This is a genomic window from Microbacterium sp. Leaf288 (assembly GCF_001422925.1).
Taxonomy (GTDB): Bacteria; Actinomycetota; Actinomycetes; order Actinomycetales; family Microbacteriaceae; genus Microbacterium.
Map to the genome: position 1 here is coordinate 1,149,062 of NZ_LMNI01000010.1, position 18,480 is coordinate 1,167,541.

At 70.9% G+C, this 18,480-nt stretch carries 17 protein-coding genes; 9 read left to right on the plus strand and 8 right to left on the minus strand.

What is annotated here, in order from left to right; all coding sequences use genetic code 11:
• The first annotated feature begins 16 nt into the window (after positions 1-16).
• The 7 genes from ASF40_RS09365 (at position 17) to ASF40_RS09395 (ending at position 8,118) form a co-directional block, all read left to right on the plus strand.
• Entirely contained in the window at positions 17-1,219 is a 1,203-nt protein-coding gene (locus ASF40_RS09365; RefSeq protein WP_045299899.1) for an ROK family transcriptional regulator, read from the plus strand.
• 9 nt (positions 1,220-1,228) lie between these two features.
• The gene (locus ASF40_RS09370; RefSeq protein ID WP_056368159.1) at positions 1,229-2,326 is read left to right on the plus strand and encodes a sugar ABC transporter substrate-binding protein; all 1,098 of its coding nucleotides are present in this window, start codon (positions 1,229-1,231) and stop codon (positions 2,324-2,326) included.
• Positions 2,327-2,377: 51 nt separating this feature from the next.
• Complete coding sequence (locus ASF40_RS09375) at positions 2,378-3,310, plus strand: ATP-binding cassette domain-containing protein (RefSeq protein ID WP_082496944.1); 933 nt, start codon at positions 2,378-2,380, stop codon at positions 3,308-3,310.
• On the plus strand, positions 3,307-4,554 hold the full coding sequence (locus ASF40_RS09380; RefSeq protein WP_056368161.1) for a sugar ABC transporter permease: 1,248 nt from the start codon (positions 3,307-3,309) through the stop codon (positions 4,552-4,554). Before ASF40_RS09375 ends, ASF40_RS09380 begins: the two co-directional genes overlap by 4 nt.
• Before the next feature lie 298 nt (positions 4,555-4,852).
• Positions 4,853-5,929, plus strand: a complete 1,077-nt coding sequence (locus ASF40_RS09385; protein WP_056368162.1) for a sugar ABC transporter substrate-binding protein — start codon at positions 4,853-4,855, stop codon at positions 5,927-5,929.
• A 93-nt stretch (positions 5,930-6,022) separates the two neighbouring features.
• Positions 6,023-6,853: an ATP-binding cassette domain-containing protein gene (locus ASF40_RS09390; protein WP_056368164.1), complete on the plus strand. Its 831-nt coding sequence runs from the start codon at positions 6,023-6,025 to the stop codon at positions 6,851-6,853.
• On the plus strand, positions 6,850-8,118 hold the full coding sequence (locus ASF40_RS09395) for a sugar ABC transporter permease (protein WP_056368166.1): 1,269 nt from the start codon (positions 6,850-6,852) through the stop codon (positions 8,116-8,118). Before ASF40_RS09390 ends, ASF40_RS09395 begins: the two co-directional genes overlap by 4 nt.
• A 58-nt stretch (positions 8,119-8,176) precedes the next feature.
• Here ASF40_RS09395 and ASF40_RS09400 read toward each other — a convergent pair whose 3' ends face one another.
• From ASF40_RS09400 to ASF40_RS09410, 3 genes are all read right to left on the minus strand, one after another.
• Positions 8,177-8,881 carry an NAD-dependent deacylase gene (locus tag ASF40_RS09400; RefSeq protein WP_056368168.1) on the minus strand — a complete coding sequence of 235 codons (705 nt, stop codon included), beginning with the start codon at positions 8,879-8,881 and terminating at the stop codon, positions 8,177-8,179.
• The gene (locus ASF40_RS09405) at positions 8,878-9,498 is read right to left on the minus strand and encodes a hypothetical protein (protein WP_056368169.1); all 621 of its coding nucleotides are present in this window, start codon (positions 9,496-9,498) and stop codon (positions 8,878-8,880) included. Before ASF40_RS09405 ends, ASF40_RS09400 begins: the two co-directional genes overlap by 4 nt.
• A gap of 142 nt (positions 9,499-9,640) precedes the next feature.
• Positions 9,641-11,173, minus strand: a complete 1,533-nt coding sequence (locus ASF40_RS09410) for a CitMHS family transporter (protein WP_056368171.1) — start codon at positions 11,171-11,173, stop codon at positions 9,641-9,643.
• Positions 11,174-11,353: 180 nt separating this feature from the next.
• On the opposite strand from ASF40_RS09410, the gene ASF40_RS09415 reads away from it, so the two are divergent.
• Together ASF40_RS09415 and ASF40_RS09420 are read left to right on the plus strand one after the other, a co-directional pair.
• Entirely contained in the window at positions 11,354-13,006 is a 1,653-nt protein-coding gene (locus ASF40_RS09415) for a sensor histidine kinase (protein ID WP_082496945.1), read from the plus strand.
• On the plus strand, positions 13,003-13,659 hold the full coding sequence (locus ASF40_RS09420) for a response regulator (protein ID WP_056368173.1): 657 nt from the start codon (positions 13,003-13,005) through the stop codon (positions 13,657-13,659). Before ASF40_RS09415 ends, ASF40_RS09420 begins: the two co-directional genes overlap by 4 nt.
• 13 nt (positions 13,660-13,672) lie before the next feature.
• On the opposite strand, the gene ASF40_RS09425 is transcribed toward ASF40_RS09420, so the two are convergent.
• From ASF40_RS09425 to ASF40_RS09445, 5 genes are read right to left on the minus strand one after another with little or no spacing between them, the layout of a single operon-like run.
• Positions 13,673-15,205: an ATP-dependent DNA ligase gene (locus ASF40_RS09425; protein WP_056368174.1), complete on the minus strand. Its 1,533-nt coding sequence runs from the start codon at positions 15,203-15,205 to the stop codon at positions 13,673-13,675.
• Positions 15,206-15,247: 42 nt separating this feature from the next.
• Positions 15,248-16,219 (minus strand): epimerase, encoded by a 972-nt coding sequence (locus ASF40_RS09430; RefSeq protein ID WP_056368427.1) that lies wholly within the window; start codon positions 16,217-16,219, stop codon positions 15,248-15,250.
• Positions 16,216-16,617 (minus strand): DoxX family protein, encoded by a 402-nt coding sequence (locus tag ASF40_RS09435; protein WP_056368176.1) that lies wholly within the window; start codon positions 16,615-16,617, stop codon positions 16,216-16,218. Before ASF40_RS09435 ends, ASF40_RS09430 begins: the two co-directional genes overlap by 4 nt.
• Positions 16,614-17,378 (minus strand): LLM class flavin-dependent oxidoreductase, encoded by a 765-nt coding sequence (locus ASF40_RS09440; RefSeq protein ID WP_056368178.1) that lies wholly within the window; start codon positions 17,376-17,378, stop codon positions 16,614-16,616. Before ASF40_RS09440 ends, ASF40_RS09435 begins: the two co-directional genes overlap by 4 nt.
• On the minus strand, positions 17,375-18,250 hold the full coding sequence (locus tag ASF40_RS09445) for an LLM class flavin-dependent oxidoreductase (protein WP_056368179.1): 876 nt from the start codon (positions 18,248-18,250) through the stop codon (positions 17,375-17,377). The genes ASF40_RS09440 and ASF40_RS09445 overlap by 4 nt, the downstream gene beginning before the upstream one ends.
• Between the last annotated feature and the right edge of the window lie 230 nt (positions 18,251-18,480).

Below are 18,480 nucleotides of genomic sequence, written 5' to 3' on the forward strand. Positions count from 1 at the left end.
GGATACAGTGTGACCTGTGGCACGCCGTCAAGCCCCGCCGGGCTCGCAGACCTCGCTCCGCGAGGCCAATCGCGCGCGCGTCATCGAGTCCCTGAAGCGCCACGGCCGTCTCACCCAGATCGAGCTCGCCGGCAGCACGGGCCTCTCGCCCGCCACCGTCTCGAACATCGTCAAAGAGCTGACCGCGTCGGGCCTCCTGCACACGTCGTTCACCACGAGCAGCGGACGCCGCGCAACTCTCGTGTCGCTCGCACGCCGCCTCGGCCTCGTCGCCGGCGTCCACTACAGCTCTCGCCACCTGCACATCGCGATCGCCGACACCGCGCGCACCATCGTGACGCAGTCGTCTCTGCCGCTGCCCCTCGACCACCGCCACGACTCCGAACTCGACCGCCTCGCGCTGCTGCTCGGCGACATGATGGAGTCCCTCGGCGGATCCATCACCGACCTCCTCGGCGTCGGCCTGGCCCTCCCGGCGCCCATCGACCCCCGCACGGGGATGGTGTCGACACCGGGCCTGCTGCGCGGCTGGGAGAACGTCGACGTCGCCGAGAGCCTGGCGATCCGCATCGGACGCCCGGTGCACGTCGACAGCGAGGCGAACCTCGGCGGGCTCGCCGAGGCCCGCGAGGGCAACGGGCGGTCTGCGGCATCGTCGGTGTTCATCCGCGTCGGCCACACGATCAGCGCCGGCCTCGTCGTGAACGGCGACCTCTTCCGCGGCGTCAACGGCAAGGCGGGCCAGATCGGCCACGTGACGCTCGACGAGAACGGCCCCATCTGCCGCTGCAGCAATCGCGGATGCCTCGAGACCTATGCCGGCGGCCCGGCACTGCTGTCGCTCTTCCCGCCGAGCGAAGGCATGCACCGCCTCGGCGACCTGCTGCACGCGGCCGAACTCGGTGACGGCGCCGCGCGTCGCGTGATCGCCGACGCCGGCCGCCACATCGGCATCGCCGCCGCGAGCCTGTGCAACCTCTTCGACCCCGAGATCATCGTCGTCGGCGGCGAGCTCGGCCAGGCCGGCGAGATCCTCATGGCCCCCATGCGTCACTCGCTCGAGCGCACCGCGCTCCCGTCGGCCGACGGCCTCCCCGAGATCGTGGGCGCCTCGTTCGGGGAGTGGGCCGAGACGCGTGGCGCCATCGCGATCGCCCTCGACCACGTCACGGTCGACGCCCAGCTCCCGACTGCACCGTCGCTGCCCATCACCGCATAGGCTCGTCCGATGCCCCGTACGCGACTGGATCGGCCGCGACGGCGCCCGAGCGGGCGTCGCGCGGTGGCGGCGGCATCCGGGTTCCTCCTCGCCGCAGCGATGCTGTCTGCCTGCACCGGCGCACCCAGCCCGGGCGGCACCCCGTCGGACGACACGATCGCGCTGCTGCTGCCCGACGCGAAGACCGCACGGTACGAGACGTTCGACCGGCCGATGTTCGAGGCCCGCGTCGCCGAACTCGGCGACTACGAGGTGCTCTACGCCAACGCCGACCAGGACGCCGCGAAGCAGCAGCAGCAGGCGGAGTCGGCGCTGACGGCGGGCGCCGGTGTGCTCGTGCTCGACCCCGTGGACGCGAACGCCGCCGTCAGCATCGTGGGCTCGGCGAACGCCAAGAGCGTGCCCGTCATCTCGTACGACCGCCTCATCGCCGGCGGCGACCTGGCGTACTACATCTCGTTCGACAACGAGAAAGTGGGGGTGCTGCAGGCCACCGCGTTCGTGGAGGGCGTGCACGCGGAGGACGAAGGCCGCGGCATCCTGATGGTCAACGGCTCCCCCACCGACAGCAACGCGGCGCTGTTCAAGCGCGGCGCGCACAGCATCATCGACGGGAGCGGCCTGCGCGTGCTCGCCGAGTACGACACCCCCGGCTGGAGCCCCGAGAAGGCGCAGGAGTGGGTGTCGGGCCAGATCGCCCAGCACGGCGGCGCCATCGCCGGCGTGTACGCGGCGAACGACGCGACGGCCGGCGGCGCCATCGCGGCGCTGCGGGTCGCGAACGTCGATCCCCTCCCGATCGTGACGGGCCAGGATGCGGAGCTCTCGGCGATTCAGCGCATCCTCACCGGCGACCAGTACATGACCGTCTACAAGGCGATCAAGCCGCAGGCAGAGCTCGCCGCCGAGGTCGCGGTCAGGCTGCTGCACGGTGAGAAGGTCACCGCCCCGCTCGAGATCCAGGGAACACCGGCCACTCTGCTCGACCCCGTGGCCGTCACGATCGACGACATCATGGACACCGTCGTCGCCGACGGGTTCTGGACCGTCGAAGACATCTGCACCCCGGCGTACGCGGATGCGTGCGAAGCGGCGGGCATCGGGTAGGGTCCTGACTCTGACAGGGGTCGGCTGGGGATCGATGAGGACGAGGCGAGGATGTCGATGACGCACCCGCGAGCGGGACGCCCGCGCGAACGCGTGCTGACGATGCGCGGCATCGGCAAGCGCTTCGGCGCGGTCAAGGCGCTCACCGACGTCGACTTCTGGGTCAACGAGGGCGAGGTCGTCGCCCTCGTCGGCGACAACGGCGCCGGCAAGTCGACGCTCGTGAAGGTGCTCGCCGGTGTGCACCCGCCCGACAGCGGGTCGATCGAGTTCGACGGCGAGCCGGTGGGCATCGACACTCCGGCCGACGCCCAGGAGCTCGGGATCGAGACGATCTTCCAGGACCTCGCCCTGTGCGACAACCTCGACGTGGTCGCCAATCTGTGGCTGGGCAGGGAACTGCGCGACGGTGCGACGCTCGACGAGGTCGACATGGAGCAGCGCACCTGGACCCTGCTGCGCGAGCTGTCGGCGAAGATCCCGTCGGTGCGCGTGCCCGTCGCCTCGCTGTCGGGCGGGCAGCGCCAGACCGTCGCGATCGCGCGCTCGCTCATCGGCGAGCCCCGCGTCGTCATCCTCGACGAACCGACCGCCGCGCTCGGCGTCGCGCAGACCGCCGAGGTGCTCAACCTCATCGAGCGGCTGCGCGAGCGCGGGCACGGCGTCATCCTCATCAGCCACAACATGGCCGATGTCATGGCGGTCGCCGACCGTGTGGTCGTGCTCCGTCTGGGCCGCAACAACGGCGTCTACAACGTCGCCGACGTCACGAGCGAGACGCTCATCGCGGCCATCACCGGTGCGGTCGATCACTCGGCCACCCGACGCGCACCGGAGCGGACGGATGCTGCGGTCCTGCCGCCGCCCGCCGGTCCGCCGCTGGACCAACCGCCGCTGGACGAGCACACCGCCGGCGGCACCGTGATCCGCATGCCCCGCGCCGGCTCCCGCACGCCCCGTCCGCGCGGGGACGGGTCCCGATGAGTCTGCGCGGCGACGAACGCCTCGCCGAGCCCGTGGCGGAGGAGCGCCTCCTCAGCGGCAGCGGCATCCGCCACGCGCTCGAGGCGTTCGTGGCCCGCGTCCGCGGCGGCGATCTGGGGGCGCTCCCCGTCGTGCTCGGCATCGCGGTGATCTGGACGGTGTTCCAGCTGCTCAATCCCGTGTTCCTCTCCAGCGAGAACCTCGTGAACCTCACGATGCAGTGCGCGGCCATCGGCACCGTCGCTCTCGGCGTGGTGCTGGTGCTCCTCGTGGGCGAGATCGACCTCTCCGTGGGCTCGGTGTCGGGCCTCGCCGCCGCCGTGCTGGCGGTGACCTTCGTACAGCTGCAGTGGAACATCGTGCTCTCACTGATCGCGGCCATCGCGATCGGCTGCCTCGTGGGGCTCCTCTACGGCTTCCTGTACACGAGGTTCGGGCTGCCGAGCTTCGTCATCACGCTCGCCGGACTGCTCGGCTTCCTCGGGCTGCAGCTGTGGGTGCTCGGCGAGACCGGGTCGATCGCGATCCCGTTCGACTCGTGGCTCGTGCAGTTCGCGCAGCAGATGTTCCTTCCCGCGTGGGCCTCCTACGTCGTGGCGGTGCTCGCCGTGACCGCCTTCGCCTGGTCGCTCGTCCGACGATCGCGACGGCGCGCGGCCGCCAACCTCGTGAGTCAGAGCTACGGCGAGATCGCCGTGCGCAGCGGCGTGCTGCTCACGTTCCTCCTGGCGGCCACGTGGTACCTGAACCTCTACCGCGGCATCGGCGTGATGTTCCTGTTCTTCCTCGGGCTGGTGGTGGCGATGAACTTCGCCCTGACCCGCACCCGCTGGGGACGCGCGGTCTACGCGGTCGGCGGGTCCGTCGAGGCGGCACGGCGCGCCGGCATCCGGGTGGATCGCATCTACCTCTCCGTCTTCGCGATGTGCTCCACACTGGCCGCGGTGGGCGGCATCCTCGCCGCCGCACGACTGGCTTCGGCGAACCAGAGCTCGGGGACCGGAGACGTGAACCTCAACGCGATCGCCGCGGCCGTCATCGGCGGGACGAGCCTGTTCGGCGGGCGCGGTTCGGCCTTCTCGGCCCTGATCGGCATCGTGGTCATCCAGTCGATCTCGTCGGGCCTGACGCTGCTCAACCTCGACTCGTCGGTGCAGTTCATGGTCACCGGCGTCGTGCTCGTGCTCGCCGTGATCGTCGACTCGCTGTCGCGCCGCACCCGCGCCGCGACGGGTCGGGCCTGAGCGCTTCATCACCCTCGCTGTCTTCACTTGACGAACGCTCCCAGCGGGAGTTCAGGTTCTGATGTGGCTCCGACTACGCGAAAACCGGAGTTCTCGCCCGCTTTGGGCGCATTCTGCACGGTAAACGCTCTCTCCGACCCTCTTTCTCCTGCTGGCGCGGCGCTCTATCAGGGGCGTTGCCAAAGTGTTATGTTCAAGACTTGACGATAAGAATCCGCGTCGTCGATGATCGCATCAGCGCGATGAACGCCAGGGACGATCCTGGGGACTCGCCCGCTTCAATGACGAAAGGCAAGAGATGAAGAAGTCTTCGATCCTCGCCGTGGTCGCCCTCACGGGCGCCGCCGCGGTGATGCTGGCCGGCTGCTCCAGCGGCAGCGGCAACGGTGGGTCCACCGAGGGTGGCGGCGATGCCGCCAGCCGTGCGTGCGTGATCCTGCCCGACGCGGCCTCGTCGCCGCGCTGGGAGAACTTCGACCGCAAGTACCTCCAGGAAGGCCTGGAGGCGGCCGGATTCGAAGCCGACATCCAGAACGCGCAGGGTGACGTCAACAAGTACTCGACGATCGCCGACCAGCAGCTCACGCAGGGCTGCGGCGTCATGCTCCTGGTCGACTACCAGGGCGCGGCCGAGGCCGTCGCGACGAAGGCCAAGGCCGAGGGTATCCCGGTCATCGCCTACGACCGTCCGTTCACCGGCGCCGACTACTACGTGTCGTTCGACAACACGGAGGTCGGACGCCTGGAGGGCCAGACCGTGCTCGACGGCCTCGAGGCGGCGGGCAAGGACCCGGCCACCGCGATCGTCGTCTACATGGGCGGCGACCCGACCGACGGCAACGCGGCGATGTTCCACGACGGCGCCGTCGAGGTCATGGAGGCCGCCGGCATCAAGGCGGCCGCCGAGCCTCCCGGGGTGTGGGACCAGGCCAAGTCGCAGACCAACTTCGAGCAGGCGCTCACCTCGCTCGGTGGCAAGGTCGACGGCGTCTGGGTCGCGAACGACACCAACGCGGCGGGCGTCATCAAGGTCCTGCAGGACAACAACCTGACCGGTGTCGCCGTGTCGGGCCAGGACGCGAACGTCGCGGGACTGCAAAACATCCTGCTCGGTTGGCAGACCGCCACGGTCTACAAGCCGGTCAAGGACGAGGCCACGGCCGCTGTCGACACCGCCGTCTCCCTGCTCAAGGGTGAGGACGTCACCGCGCAGGCCGAGCTCGAAGACGGCACGCCCTACATCCAGGTCACGCCGATCCTGGTCGGACCCGACAAGGTCAAGGACGTCGTCGCCGCCGGTGACGCCGACTACGACGATGTCTGCACGCCGGACGTGATGGCAGCCTGCGAGCAGTACGGCGTCACCGCCCAGTAATGGAGCGGTCTGCGGACTGAACCGCAAGGGGCGTCGCGCCGCACGGCGTGACGCCCCTTCGCGCCGGACCATGGCATTCCCAAGGAAGCGAGCATGTCAGACACAATCACCACCGCCCCGGCCGCCAAGGCCGGCGCCGAGCCGATCATCCAGCTGGTCGGTGTCAAGAAGTCCTTCGGACCGGTCAGCGTCCTGAAGGGCGTCGACCTGAAGGTCCACCCCGGCAAGGTCACCGCCCTCGTGGGCGACAACGGCGCCGGCAAGTCCACGCTGATCAAGGGCCTCGCCGGCGTGCAGCCCTACGACGAGGGCGAAGTCCTGATCGACGGCCAGCACCGCGATCTGCACGCTCCCCGCGACGCCTCGGGCCTCGGCATCGAGGTCGTCTACCAGGACCTGGCACTGTGCGACAACCTCGACATCGTGCAGAACATGTTCCTCGGTCGCGAGGAGCTCTCCTTCGGCACCTTCGACGAGGGCCGCATGGAGAAGGAGGCCTCCGACACGCTCCGCTCGCTCTCGGTGCGAACCGTGAAGTCGGTGCGCCAGAAGGTGTCCAGCCTCTCCGGCGGCCAGCGCCAGACCGTGGCGATCGCCCGCGCCGTCCTCAAGAAGGCGCGCGTGGTCATCCTCGACGAGCCGACCGCGGCGCTCGGCGTGGCGCAGACCGAGCAGGTGCTGAACCTCGTCAAGCGCCTGTCCGAGCAGGGCGTGGCGGTGATCCTCATCAGCCACAACCTCGCCGACGTGTTCGAGGTCGCCGACGACATCGCCGTGCTGTATCTCGGCCAGATGGTCGCGCAGATCCCGACGTCCTCGACCACCCGCGACGACGTGGTCGGCTACATCACCGGCACCAAGACACCCGCCGGCGTCTCGATCCTCGACACGTCGACCGTTCGCACCGAAGGAGGCGCGGAATGAGCAGCAACGTGACCCGCACCGAGGCCGCTCCCGACCCACTCGCCAGCGACATGATCGGCAGCGGCGTCGAAGGCGGCGTCGGCGATCAGATTCGCGCGTGGTGGCAGCGCGTGCGCGGCGGCGACATGGGCGCCCTCCCCGCGATCGGCGGCCTCGTCGTCCTCGGAGCACTGTTCTCGATCCTCAGCCCGTTCTTCCTCACCGAACGCAACTTCGCGAATCTGCTCAACCAGGCCGCCACGCTCGTCGTGCTCGGCATGGCGCTCGTGTTCGTGCTGCTGCTCGGCGAGATCGACCTGTCGGCCGGTGTCACCGGAGGCGTCGGCATGGCGCTGTTCGTCGTGCTGAACGCCCAGTTCGGCATCCCGTGGCCGCTCGCGCTGCTGATCGGATTCGGGTTCGGGTTCCTCACCGGCGCCTTGATCGGCTTCTTCGTGGCGAGAGTCGGCATCCCATCGTTCGTCGTGACATTGGGCTTGTTCCTGGGCTTCCAGGGGCTCGCGCTGGTGATCATCGGCCCGGGCGGCCTGTTCCGACTCGAGGTGCCCGAGCTCATCGCGCTGCAGAACGGCAATCTGCCGGTGTGGGGCGGCTGGGCGATGCTGGTGATCATGCTCGCCATCTCGGCGGGGACGTCGTTCTGGGACCGAGCGCGTCGCAAGCGCGCGGGCGTTCCCAACCGGGCCCTGTCGATGGTGTGGATCAAGCTCGCCGCCATCGCCGTCATCGGCGGCGTCGTCGTCTATGTGCTGAACCAGAACCGCGGCCAGTCCGTGATCGAGGTCGCCGGCGTGCCGATCGTGGTGCCCGTGGTGCTCGTCATCCTCTGGATCGGCACCTTCCTGCTGGATCGCACCAAGTTCGGCCGCTACATCTACGCGATCGGCGGCAACGCGGAGGCGGCTCGCCGCTCCGGCGTCAAGGTGCGCTGGATCAAGTGGTGGGCGTTCGTGATCTGCTCCAGCCTGGCCGTGTTCTCGGCTCTGCTGAGCGTCGCCCGCGTCGGCTCAGTCGACGCGACCGTGGGGCGCGACATCGTCCTGTCGGGTGTCGCGGCAGCAGTCGTCGGCGGCGTCAGCCTGTTCGGCGGCAAGGGCCGTCTGATGCATGCGGCGATCGGTGCGCTGGTGATCGCGACGATCACCAACGGCCTCGGGCTGCTCAACCTGCCCGCCGGCGTCAACCTGCTGGTCACGGGCGGCGTGCTGATCCTCGCCGCGACCGTCGACGCCCTCTCGAGGGTGCGGTCGGGCGGCGCGCGCTAGCGTCGCGACAGCACGCGAAGAGCGCCGGGTGGACTCATCCACCCGGCGCTCTCTTCGCCTATCCGGCGCTCCGCGCCGCGATCACCTCGTCGACCCACGCCGGCACGAGCTCGCTCGCGAGGCCGGCCCGCGCCTCGTCGAAAGGCACCGCCGGGTCGCTCGGCTCGAGGTTGAGCTCCACGGTGCGCGCGCCGAAGGCTGCCGCGAGCGCCACGTACCCCGCCGCCGGGTACACCTCCCCCGACGTGCCGATCGAGACGAACACGTCGCACGCGACGACGGCCTGCTCGATGCGATCGAGCTCGTACGGCATCTCGCCGAACCACACCACGTCGGGGCGCAGCATCCGTTCTCCGCAGACCGGGCAGGCGGGGCGGTCGATGAGGTCGGCGTCCCACTCGGGCCGGGATCCGCACGCGAGGCAGAGCGCTCGGCGCAGCTCGCCGTGCATGTGCACGAGGTTCCGGCTGCCGGCGCGCTCGTGCAGGTCGTCGACGTTCTGCGTGACGACGAGCAGGTCGTCACCGATCGCGCCCTCGAGACGGGCGAGCGCGCGGTGCGCGGCATTCGGGACGACGGATGCTGCCGCCCGCCGTCGCGCGTCATAGAACGCCTGGACGAGGTCGGGATCGCGCTCGAAGCCCTCCGGCGTCGCGACGTCTTCGATGTCGTGCCCTTCCCAGAGCCCGTCGGCGCCGCGGAACGTGGGCACGCCGCTCTCGGCCGAGATGCCGGCGCCGGTCAGCACGACGACGCGGTTCATCGCAGGGTTCCGGGCGCGACGTGCGACAGCACGCGCTCCCAGACGTCCGCGAGGATGAGCCGCGCCTCGATGTCGTCCGTCCGCGGCACCATCTCGATCCGCGCCGACGACAGGTGGTCCTTGAACCAGCGGGCCGCCCCGGAAGCGGCCATCGGATCAGCCTGCCCGTTCATGAGGAGCGTCTTGGCGGCGATGCGGCCCAGGAGCACGGCGACCTCGCTCGCGCCGAGCTCGGACTCGGGCCGGGGAACAGCGACGAGCGCCAGCCGGTCGACGCCGTCGCCGAGGTGCGCCGCGATCATGATCGCGAGCTCCCCGGCCTCGCCGACGCCCACGAGCCCGATCGGGCGCCCGTGGGCCTCCTCTGCGATGAACCGCGCGATGACGCTCGCGGTCGCCTCCGCCGGGGTCGCGCCGCGGTACGCCGCGGGATCGTCGATGTCGTCGACCGTGAGCCCCACCGCGACGATCCTCGCGTCGCGCCGTACGGTGGCGTCGGGGCGTGGATCCGACAGGGTCGAAACCCCCGAACGGAGCAGCACGACCGTGCGCTCCGCGCCGGGCGCCCCGAAGCTGCGGTTCTCGTACGAGGCGTCGGGCGCGGCTCCCTTGGTCATGGCCAAATCCTACGAGCCCTCCGATGCGCGTTGGGGGGCACCGATCGCCCCACGACCGTGAGACGACAGTCGGCCGCCGAGACGGCGGGCAGAACCCACGGTCTCGGCGGCCGGCTGTGGTCTCACGCGAAGGAGCGCGTCGTCAGGCCATCAGCGGAATGGCGCCGACCAGCACGCCGACCGCGAGCATCGCGAGCGAGACGATCGTGGCGCGCCACAGCACCTTCTTGTGGTGGTCGCCGAGGTTCACGCTCGCGAGCGAGACCAGCAGGAGGATCGCCGGCACCAGCGGGCTCTGCAGGTGCACCGGCTGGCCGGTGATCGATGCCCGCGCCATCTCGACCGGGGCGATCCCGAAGTGCTCCGCGCTCTGCGCGAGCACCGGCAGGATGCCGTAGTAGAACGCGTCGTTCGACATGAAGAACGTGAACGGGATCGACAGGATGCCGGTGATCACGGCGAGGAACGGGCCGAGCGAGGCGGGGATCACGGTCGTGATCCAGGTGGCCATGGCGTCGACCATGCCCGTGCCGTTCAGCACGCCGACCAGCACGCCCGCGGCCAGCACCATCGACACCACGCCGACGATGCTCGGAGCATGCGCGACGATCTCGTCGGCCTGGCTCTTGAGCTTGCGGAAGTTGACCACCAGCGCGATCGCGGCGCCGACCATGAAGACGTACGCGAGCGGGAAGATGTCGAGCACCAGCAGCACCATCACCACGAGCGTGAGCGCCAGGTTGAACCAGATCAGCTTCGGCCGCAGCGTCGCGCGGTTCGGGTCGAGCATCGTGTCCGCCATCGCGGTGTCTTCACGGTCCACCACCGCGGTCGCCGCGGGCACGCCACCGTGACCGCCGGCGAGGGTGACGATATTGCCGGTGCGCAGCGTCGCACGGGCGCCCGGCTTCGTGTCGGCGCCGCGGAAGATCCGCGGGCCGGCGAGCGAGCCGCCGTCACCGAGACGCGAGGCGTCGATGCTGCCGATGCGCTTGCGCTCCGAGAGGCCGAGGAACCACGCGAACGTCAGCGCGATGACCAGGCCGGCCGCGAGGGACGGCAGCATCGGCACGAAGATGTCGGTCGGCTGCAGGCCCAGCGCGGTCGCGGCACGGACGGTCGGACCACCCCACGGCACGATGTTGAGCGTGCCGTTCATGAGACCCGCCACGCACGTGAGCACGACGGGGCTCATGCCCAGACGCAGGTAGATCGGCAGCATCGCGGAGGTCGTGATGATGAATGTCGTGGACCCGTCGCCGTCGAGCGACACCGCTCCCGCGAGGAGCGCCGTGCCCAGCACGACCTTCGCCGGGTCGTCGCCCAGCAGCCTCGTGATCGCGCGGATGAGCGGGTCGAACAGCCCGACGTCGATCATGATGCCGAAGTACATGATCGCGAACATGAGCAGAGCGGCGGTGGGAGCCATGCTGCTGATGGCGTCGATGATCATGTCGCCGAGCCCGAGCCCCGCGCCGGCGAACAGGCCGAACACCGTGGGCACGAGGATGAGCGCGACCATCGGCGTGAGCCGCCGCGTCATGATGAGCGCCATGAAGACGAGCACCATCGTGAACCCGAGGGCGACCAGCACCCATTCGGGCGGGACGAAGGCCGTCGCGTAGCCTTCGTCGGCCTCGGCGGCCTGGAGGAGGAACGGTGCTGCCGCGTTCATGTCGACTCCTTCGTCGTGGGGTGCGTCAGGTCTCCCGCACCGTTTCGCGGTGCGTCTGGGAGAGACTAGGTCGAGCCCCGGACCGGCGCGCGGTAAGTCGCATTCCCTCACGTTGTGCGCGTAGCGTGTGTTCTGCGCATTCTGCTCACGCGCAGTCCGCTCACACACCCGGGAGGTGGCATGCGCTTCGCGACACGGCTGCTGCTGGTGCAGCTGGCGACGGTCGCCGCCGTCGTCGCCGTGTGCGCGCTCGTCTTCGGATGGCTGGGCGTGCGTCAGCTGCGCGCGGAGTCCGAGGCCGCCGCGCTCAACATCGCCCGCACCGTCGCCGAGGACCCCGACGTCAAGTCCCTCGTCGCCGATTTCTCAGCTGACCCGGGAACTCCGGATGCCGCGGACCTCCGTGACGGTCCGCTGCAGCAGATCGCCACGGATGTGGCCGAACGCACCGACGCGCTGTTCGTCGTGATCACCGACGACCACGGCATCCGTCTCGCCCACCCGAATCAGGACCTGCTCGGCCAGGTGGTCTCGACCCCCTTCGCCGAGGTGCTCGAGGGCAACGAGGTGGTCGACTGGGAGGTCGGCACGCTCGGCGAGTCCGCCCGCGCGAAGGTGCCGATCTACGCCGAGGCCGGTGGTGTCCCGGCGGGCGAGGTCAGCGTCGGCTTCGAGCGTGCGAGCGTGTTCGACGACCTCCCTGCGCTCCTCACGACGATCGCGGTCGCCGCGCTCGGTGGAGTGGCCCTGGCGACGTTGGCGACGCTGCTCCTGCGGCGGCGCTTCGAACGGCTGACCCTCGGACTTCAGCCGGAAGAGCTCGTGGCCCTCGTTCAGAATCAGGCCGCGGTGCTCGAGGGCGTCGGGGACGGCGTCGTCGCCCTCGATCCCGACGGCGTCGTGCGCGTGTGCAATGAGGCGGCGGAGCGGATGCTGGGACTCGACGATCCCGTCGGCCGCCGGTTCGACGAACTGGCGTTGCCGGAAGACGTGCTCCGGGCCGCGCGCGAGGGCGCGACCGCCGTCGAGGCGGTGGTGGGCGACCGTGTGCTGTACATCGACACGCGTCCGGTGCGCCGCGACGCCCGCGCGCTCGGAGAGATCGTCGTGGTGCGCGACCGCACCGATGTCGAGGCGCTCGCCGGCCGGCTCGAGACCGTCCGCGCCATGACCGAGGCGCTCCGCGTGCAGCGGCACGAGTTCGCCAATCGCCTGCACGTCGCATCGGGGCTGATCGACGCCGACCGCGTCGACGAGGCGCGCGCGTTCCTCGGCGACCTCACCGAGCGCGGAGCCGTCGACTTCGCCGTCTCCGGCCTCGAGCGCGTTCCCGACGCATTCCTCCAGTCCCTTCTGGGCGCGACGGGCGTGGCGGCGCGTGAACGGGGCGTGAGCCTGCGGGTCTCCGACGACACCCTGCTGCTGAGCGAGGTCGCACTGCCGGAGGATGTGGCAGCCATCCTCGGCAACCTCGTCGGCAACGCGGTGACCGCAGCCGTCGCCGGCGACGAACCCCGCTGGGTCGAGGTCGCGCTGCTGGGCGACGACGACGAACTCGTGGTCACGGTCGCCGACTCGGGCCGCGGCATCCGCCCGCTCGGGAGCGATCCGTTCATCCGCGCCGGATCTCGCGAGGCCGATCCGGATCGCAACGACGCGGTGCACGGACACGGCTACGGTCTGCCGCTCTCCCGCGACCTCGCTCGCCGGCACGGCGGCGACGTGTGGCTCATCGATGCCGGCAGCCACGGTTCGGGCGCCGTGTTCGGGGCGCGACTTCCGGGCGCGCTGCGCCGCGAGCCGACTGTCTCTCGAGAGGAGAAGAACGCATGAGTCAGCCCATCCGTGTGCTCGTCGTCGACGACGACTTCCGCGTCGCCGGACTGCACCGCGACGTCGTGGCCTCTCGCACCGGCTTCACCGCGCTGGACCCCGTGCATTCGCTGGGGGCCGCGCGCCAGGCCGTGCGCGCCCACGCCCCCGACCTGCTGCTCGTGGACGCCTTCCTCCCCGATGGGGACGGAGTCGAATTCATCGCGGGTGTCGACGTGGACGCGTTCGTGCTGTCGGCTGCGACGGATGCTGCGACCGTGCGTCGTGCGCTGCGCGCGGGCGCACTCGCGTACCTGACGAAGCCGTTCGAGGCCCGCGTGCTGGCGGAGCGCCTCGACCGCTACGCGCGCATGCGGAATCTCCTCGCCACCGACCGCCCGCTCGAGCAGGAGCAGATCGACCGCGCCCTCACGATCCTCCACGGCAGCGCGGAACCTGCCACCGTCGCCCGATCGGCGACGGAACAGCTGATCCTCGCGGGCCTCGGCGACGACGAGGCGTCAGCGGCCGAGGTCGCCGACCGCGTGGGCATCTCGCGCGCGACCGCGCAGCGCCACCTCGCCACCCTCGCCGCACGCGGCCAGGTCGAGGTGCAGCTGCGCTACGGCACCACCGGAAGACCCGAGCACCGGTACGTCGCTGCCCGACGATGACGCAGCGCCGCCGTCATCCTCGCAGAAGGGCGCGGAGCGACTCGATCGTGTCGGCCTCGTCGGGACGCTTGTCGGGGCGATAGCCCTTCACCCGGGCGAAGCGCAGAGCGACCCCGCCCGGGTAGCGCGTCGACCGCTGCACGCCGTCGATCGCGATCTCGACCACCGTCTCGGGGCGCACGTGCACGGCGTACGCGGAGCGGTGGGTCTCGATGGTCGGGAAGTGCTCGGTCTGCCATTTCAGCGTCGCGTCGGTGAGGCCCTTGAACGTCTTTCCCACCATCACGAAGCCGCCCGGCTCGCCGAAGTCGCCCTCCGGGTCGCGGGCGCCCAGGTGCAGGTTCGACAGCTGTCCGGTTCGGCGGCCCGACCCCCACTCGACGGCCAGCACGACGAGGTCGTAGGTGAGCACCGGCTTGACCTTGAGCCAGCTCTTGCCGCGCCGCCCGGCGGCGTAGGGAGCGTCGAGCGCCTTGACCATGACGCCCTCGTGGCCCGCCGCGAGCGCCTGGCGCGAGAACTCCTCGGCCTTCGCCGGGTCGTCGGTGACGACGCCCGGCATGCGTGCATCGCCCACGGCTCGATCGAGCAGCTCGAGCCGCGTCGCGAGCGGCTCGTCGATCAGGTCGCGGCCATCGAGATGGAGGATGTCGAAGAACCACGGCCTCAGCACCGTGGCCGCCGCGTCGTCGCCCATCGATCCGAACCGCGACATCGTGTCTTGGAACGGCCGCGGACCGCCGTCCTCGTCGAGCGACAGCGTCTCGCCATCGAGGATCACCCGCTCGGCGGGCAGTGCCCGCACTGCTTCGACGAGCTCGGGCACGCGGTGGGTGATGTCGGCGAGGCTCCGTGTGAAGACGCGAACGTCGTCGCCGTCGCGATGCACCTGGATGCGCGCCCCGTCGAGCTTGTATTCGACGGATGCTGCTGCCCCGAGAGTCTCGAGCGCCTCCGTCGTCGAGCCCGCCGTCGCAGCGAGCATCGGCAGCACTCCGCGCCCCACCTCGAGGCCGACCGCCGCGAGCTCGTCGGCGTCGCCGGTGAGCGCGATGCGCGCCGTGGCACCCAGGTCACCGGAGAGCATGGCGGCCCGCCGCACGACGGGCGCTTCACGTTCGGAACCCTTCGCGATCGCATCGAGGAGCACACCCTCCAGCGCCCCGGTGCGCAGCTCGCCGGTCATGACGCGCGCCAGGAAGTCCCATTCGTCGGCCGTGGCGGCCGCGGCGAGCGCATCGAGCTCCCCGCGACGCGCGAGCACCGAGCCCGCACCATCGGCCCCTGCCAGTCGGCTGAGGGACGCGTCCACATCGAGCACGGTCAGCGTCGGTGTCTCGGCATGGACGACGTCGAGGCCCATGAGACTCCGCCACCCGACGCCGAGCCGCCCCTGCCGCGGACTGGCGGTGAGGAATCCGATGGCGGGAGCGACCTCGTCGGGCTGAAGCGCGCGCAGCAACGTGGCGAGGACGGCGATCTTGGCCAAGCGCGACGAGGTCGACGCGACTTCGCCCGTCGCGGTCACCAGCTCGTTCAGCAGCACATCGGCATTCTGGCACCGGCCCCCGACACATGTCCCCGGCTGTTAACGCGCGACCGTCCTCAGCGCGGACTCCAGGTCGCGGTGCGCGAACTCGTAGCCGGCCGACAGCAGCACGTCGGGCACCACCCACCGGCTCTTGAGCACGAGCTCGGGTTCGGTGCGCAGCACCGCCATCGCCGGCTCCAGCATGAAGCGGTAGGCGGGAAGGCCGATCGGCTGCCCGACGACGCGTCGCAGCGTCGCCATGAGCGTGCGGTTGTCGCTCACCTCCGGAGCCGCGAGGTTCACGGGACCGTCGATCTCGGGCCGGTCGCGCATGAAGCGCACCGCGCCGACGACGTCGTCGAGGTGGATCCAGCTGAATCGCTGCCGCCCGCGCGACCGGTGCCAGGGCTGCCTCCCGTTCCCCGTCGGCTGGGCGCCGATCCCGCGGTACCGACGGTGCGCCCACCACCAGCCGTCGTACTGCGGGCCGCCGAGACCGAGCCGCGCGAGCCGAAGGAGCATACGCGTCGCCGGGCCGTCGCCGATGACGATGGCCATCCGCAGCGCGACGCGACGCGTCGCCGGCAGATCGCCCGCGAAGAACTCTTCTTCCCAGTTCCGCGCCACATCCACCGAGAATCCTTCACCGAGCTCCCCGTCGGCTTCTGTCTGCGGCCGGTCCATCGCGTAGCGATAGATGGTGGCGGTGCTGGCGTTGAGCCACAGCGGAGGCGGGGTCGCAGCATCCGTCACCGCCTCGCGCAGCGTCTTCGTCGTCTCGACCCGCGACCGCAGGATCTCGTCGCGGTTCGCGTCGGTATAGCGGCAGTCCACCGACTTTCCGGCGAGGTTCACGAGCACCGCGGCGCCCTCGACGAGTGCACGGATGCCGCCGCCGTCGTCCCACGTCGCATCGGCGTTCGAGCGGCCGATCGTGCGCACGTCGTACCCGTCCTCGGCGAAGGCGCGCACGAGCGCCTGGCCGACGAAGCCCGATGCGCCGGCGAGGACGGCGACCGGCCGGCTCATCGGCTGCTGCCCGGCGTGCCGCTCGTGCTCCACAGGGCCCATCCGACCAGCAGCGGCTGCAGGAGCAGCCGGACGAACCGTGCCCGATCGGTGCGCAGCATGGGCGCCGACCGGCCCGTCCGCCACTGATGGACGTTGCCCGGGAAGACGGCCACGAAGAACGCGGCCACCGCCCAGCCGACGCGGCGGCGCTCGGCGGGAAAGGCCACGAGCGCGCTGCCGAGCATCAGCTCGACGACCCCCGACGCGACCACGATCGTGTCCGTGTCGGTGTGGAACAGCCGCGTCGCCCAATCGGGTACGACGATGCGGTAACCGCGGCGCCCCCACAAGAGGTGAGAGGCGCCCGCGGCGGCCAGCAGCGTCGCGAGCGCCCAGCGGGCGACGACCCGCGTCACCCGAGGGCCTCGGCGACGGCGTCGATGAAGCGGAGGTGTTCGTCGAGGCTGCCCGAGGCGGTGATGGCCCGGAGGACCACCTCGTCGGCGGCGGCGCGATAGGCGGCGATCCGGTCCCGCAGCGCAGCGGGCCGGATGACGGTCTCCGCCGCCTGGACCCCCAGTCGGGCGAAGTTCGCCGCGTAGGCGGGGTACCCGGCGTAGCGCTGCGCCTCCTCATCGAGCGCGGAGATCGCGTCGGGGTCGGCCGCCGTCCGCACGTACAGCGCGACGTGCGCCGTGCGGGCGAGCTCGTGAGCATGCCGTGCCTGGTCGGCCGCGATCTCCGGGGTGAGCCAGCTGAGAAGGAGCCCGTCGGATGCCTCCGCCCCCGTGCGCCGCATCCTCGGGCCGAGCGCGCCGACCACGACACGCGCCTCGGTGCCCGCGCGGAGGGCGGTGGCAGCATCCGTCACCCGATCCACGGCACCGTGGCGCAGCTGCCCGGAGCCGATGCCGAGCACGAGGCGGTCGGCGGGGAGTCCTGCCGCGCGGGCGAGGATGTCGTCGGGCGTGCGACGGTCGATCGGAAGCACTCCCGTGGCGAGCACGAGCCGCTCGGTCGCACCCGCGCTGGCCGCGAGCACGGCCAGCGCGTCGTGGCCCGGAGTGTCGTTGACCCACAAGGCGTGCAGTCCCGCGGCCTCCGCCGCCGCCGCGACACGCGCACCGACCTCTGCGCCGGCCGCCGCGGCGATCCCGATCGAGAGCGCCGCGGTCATGCGACGTGCGCGCCGACGAGCTTGGAGACCTCGGCGGCCGCCCGGTAGAACTCCGCGATGTCGCCGCGGGACGAGGGCAGCAGCACCACGTCGTCGACGCCGGCGTCGAAGAAGCGCTGCGCGTCGGCGGCGACGTCCGCCGGGTCGCCCCACAGCGAGCGCTCGGCGGGATCGGGCTTGTCGCCCACGTCGGCGATCGCCCGCGCCTCGGCATCCGCGCCGAAGGCGGTGACGACGTAGGCCACCACGTCGTGGTCACCGGTGCGACCCGACGCGGCACGCGCCTCGCGGATGGCGGCCGTCGCGATGGCGTACTCCCCCGCCGTGTGCCCGCTGTCGAGCACGGTCCCGTCGCCCACCTCGCCGCTCAGCCGCAGTGTCTTCGGACCCTCTGCCGCCGCGTACACGAGCGGCGGCGCGACCGGCGGATAGTCCAGACGCACGTCGCGGAGGGTGACATAGCGTCCGTCGACGCTCATCTGGTCACCGGCGAGCAGGCCGCGCAGCGCCGGCACGTACTCGCGCATCAGGGTCAGCGGCGAGGCGACGCGCGACCCGACCTGCCCCATCCAATCGAGCACGCCGTGGCCGACCCCGGGAAGCAGCCGGCCGGGGAACAGCCGCTCGACCGTGGCGATCTCCATCGCCGTTGCGGCGACATTCCTCAGCGGCATCGGCGCGATCCCGATGCCGATGCGCAGAGCGTCGGTCCAGGCGAGGGCCGCGCCCACCGTGGCGAAGGCGGACTGGCGGAAGCAGTCCTCCCAGATCCACAGCTCGGGCAGTCCCCCGGATTCGGCGGCGCGCACCGCGTCGCGGAACTCGTCGGGGCTGTGCGTGTACGGGTTGAAGATCGCGCCGATGCGGGTCATGCATCCCACTCTGTCAGGCCGTGCCGACACGCGAGAAGCACGGCGTCGGCGACGGGCGGCATCGGTGTGCCCACCGCATCAACAGGTCAACCAGGATTCCACAGGAGATCTCGGCCCTGGGGTGCCCCAGTTGTGGTGGAGTCTGGTCCTGTGGTGGAGATGAATGCTGGGAGTAGGGATCCCCGGGCTGGTGGGCGCCATCAGTACACGCCGGCAGAGCGGGCCGAGGC

What these genes read in the sequence shown, in the direction of transcription:
- ASF40_RS09400 (WP_056368168.1), bottom strand. Translation starts at nt 8,881, where the DNA reads ATGAACCGCGTCGTCGTGCTGACCGGCGCCGGCATCTCGGCCGAGAGC.
- ASF40_RS09380 (WP_056368161.1), top strand. Translation starts at nt 3,307, where the DNA reads ATGAGTCTGCGCGGCGACGAACGCCTCGCCGAGCCCGTGGCGGAGGAG.
- ASF40_RS09375 (WP_082496944.1), top strand. Translation starts at nt 2,378, where the DNA reads ATGTCGATGACGCACCCGCGAGCGGGACGCCCGCGCGAACGCGTGCTG.
- ASF40_RS09405 (WP_056368169.1), bottom strand. Translation starts at nt 9,498, where the DNA reads ATGACCAAGGGAGCCGCGCCCGACGCCTCGTACGAGAACCGCAGCTTC.
- ASF40_RS09385 (WP_056368162.1), top strand. Translation starts at nt 4,853, where the DNA reads ATGAAGAAGTCTTCGATCCTCGCCGTGGTCGCCCTCACGGGCGCCGCC.
- ASF40_RS09420 (WP_056368173.1), top strand. Translation starts at nt 13,003, where the DNA reads ATGAGTCAGCCCATCCGTGTGCTCGTCGTCGACGACGACTTCCGCGTC.
- ASF40_RS09370 (WP_056368159.1), top strand. Translation starts at nt 1,229, where the DNA reads ATGCCCCGTACGCGACTGGATCGGCCGCGACGGCGCCCGAGCGGGCGT.
- ASF40_RS09445 (WP_056368179.1), bottom strand. Translation starts at nt 18,250, where the DNA reads ATGACCCGCATCGGCGCGATCTTCAACCCGTACACGCACAGCCCCGAC.
- ASF40_RS09415 (WP_082496945.1), top strand. Translation starts at nt 11,354, where the DNA reads ATGCGCTTCGCGACACGGCTGCTGCTGGTGCAGCTGGCGACGGTCGCC.
- ASF40_RS09440 (WP_056368178.1), bottom strand. Translation starts at nt 17,378, where the DNA reads ATGACCGCGGCGCTCTCGATCGGGATCGCCGCGGCGGCCGGCGCAGAG.
- ASF40_RS09390 (WP_056368164.1), top strand. Translation starts at nt 6,023, where the DNA reads ATGTCAGACACAATCACCACCGCCCCGGCCGCCAAGGCCGGCGCCGAG.
- ASF40_RS09410 (WP_056368171.1), bottom strand. Translation starts at nt 11,173, where the DNA reads ATGAACGCGGCAGCACCGTTCCTCCTCCAGGCCGCCGAGGCCGACGAA.
- ASF40_RS09430 (WP_056368427.1), bottom strand. Translation starts at nt 16,219, where the DNA reads ATGAGCCGGCCGGTCGCCGTCCTCGCCGGCGCATCGGGCTTCGTCGGC.
- ASF40_RS09395 (WP_056368166.1), top strand. Translation starts at nt 6,850, where the DNA reads ATGAGCAGCAACGTGACCCGCACCGAGGCCGCTCCCGACCCACTCGCC.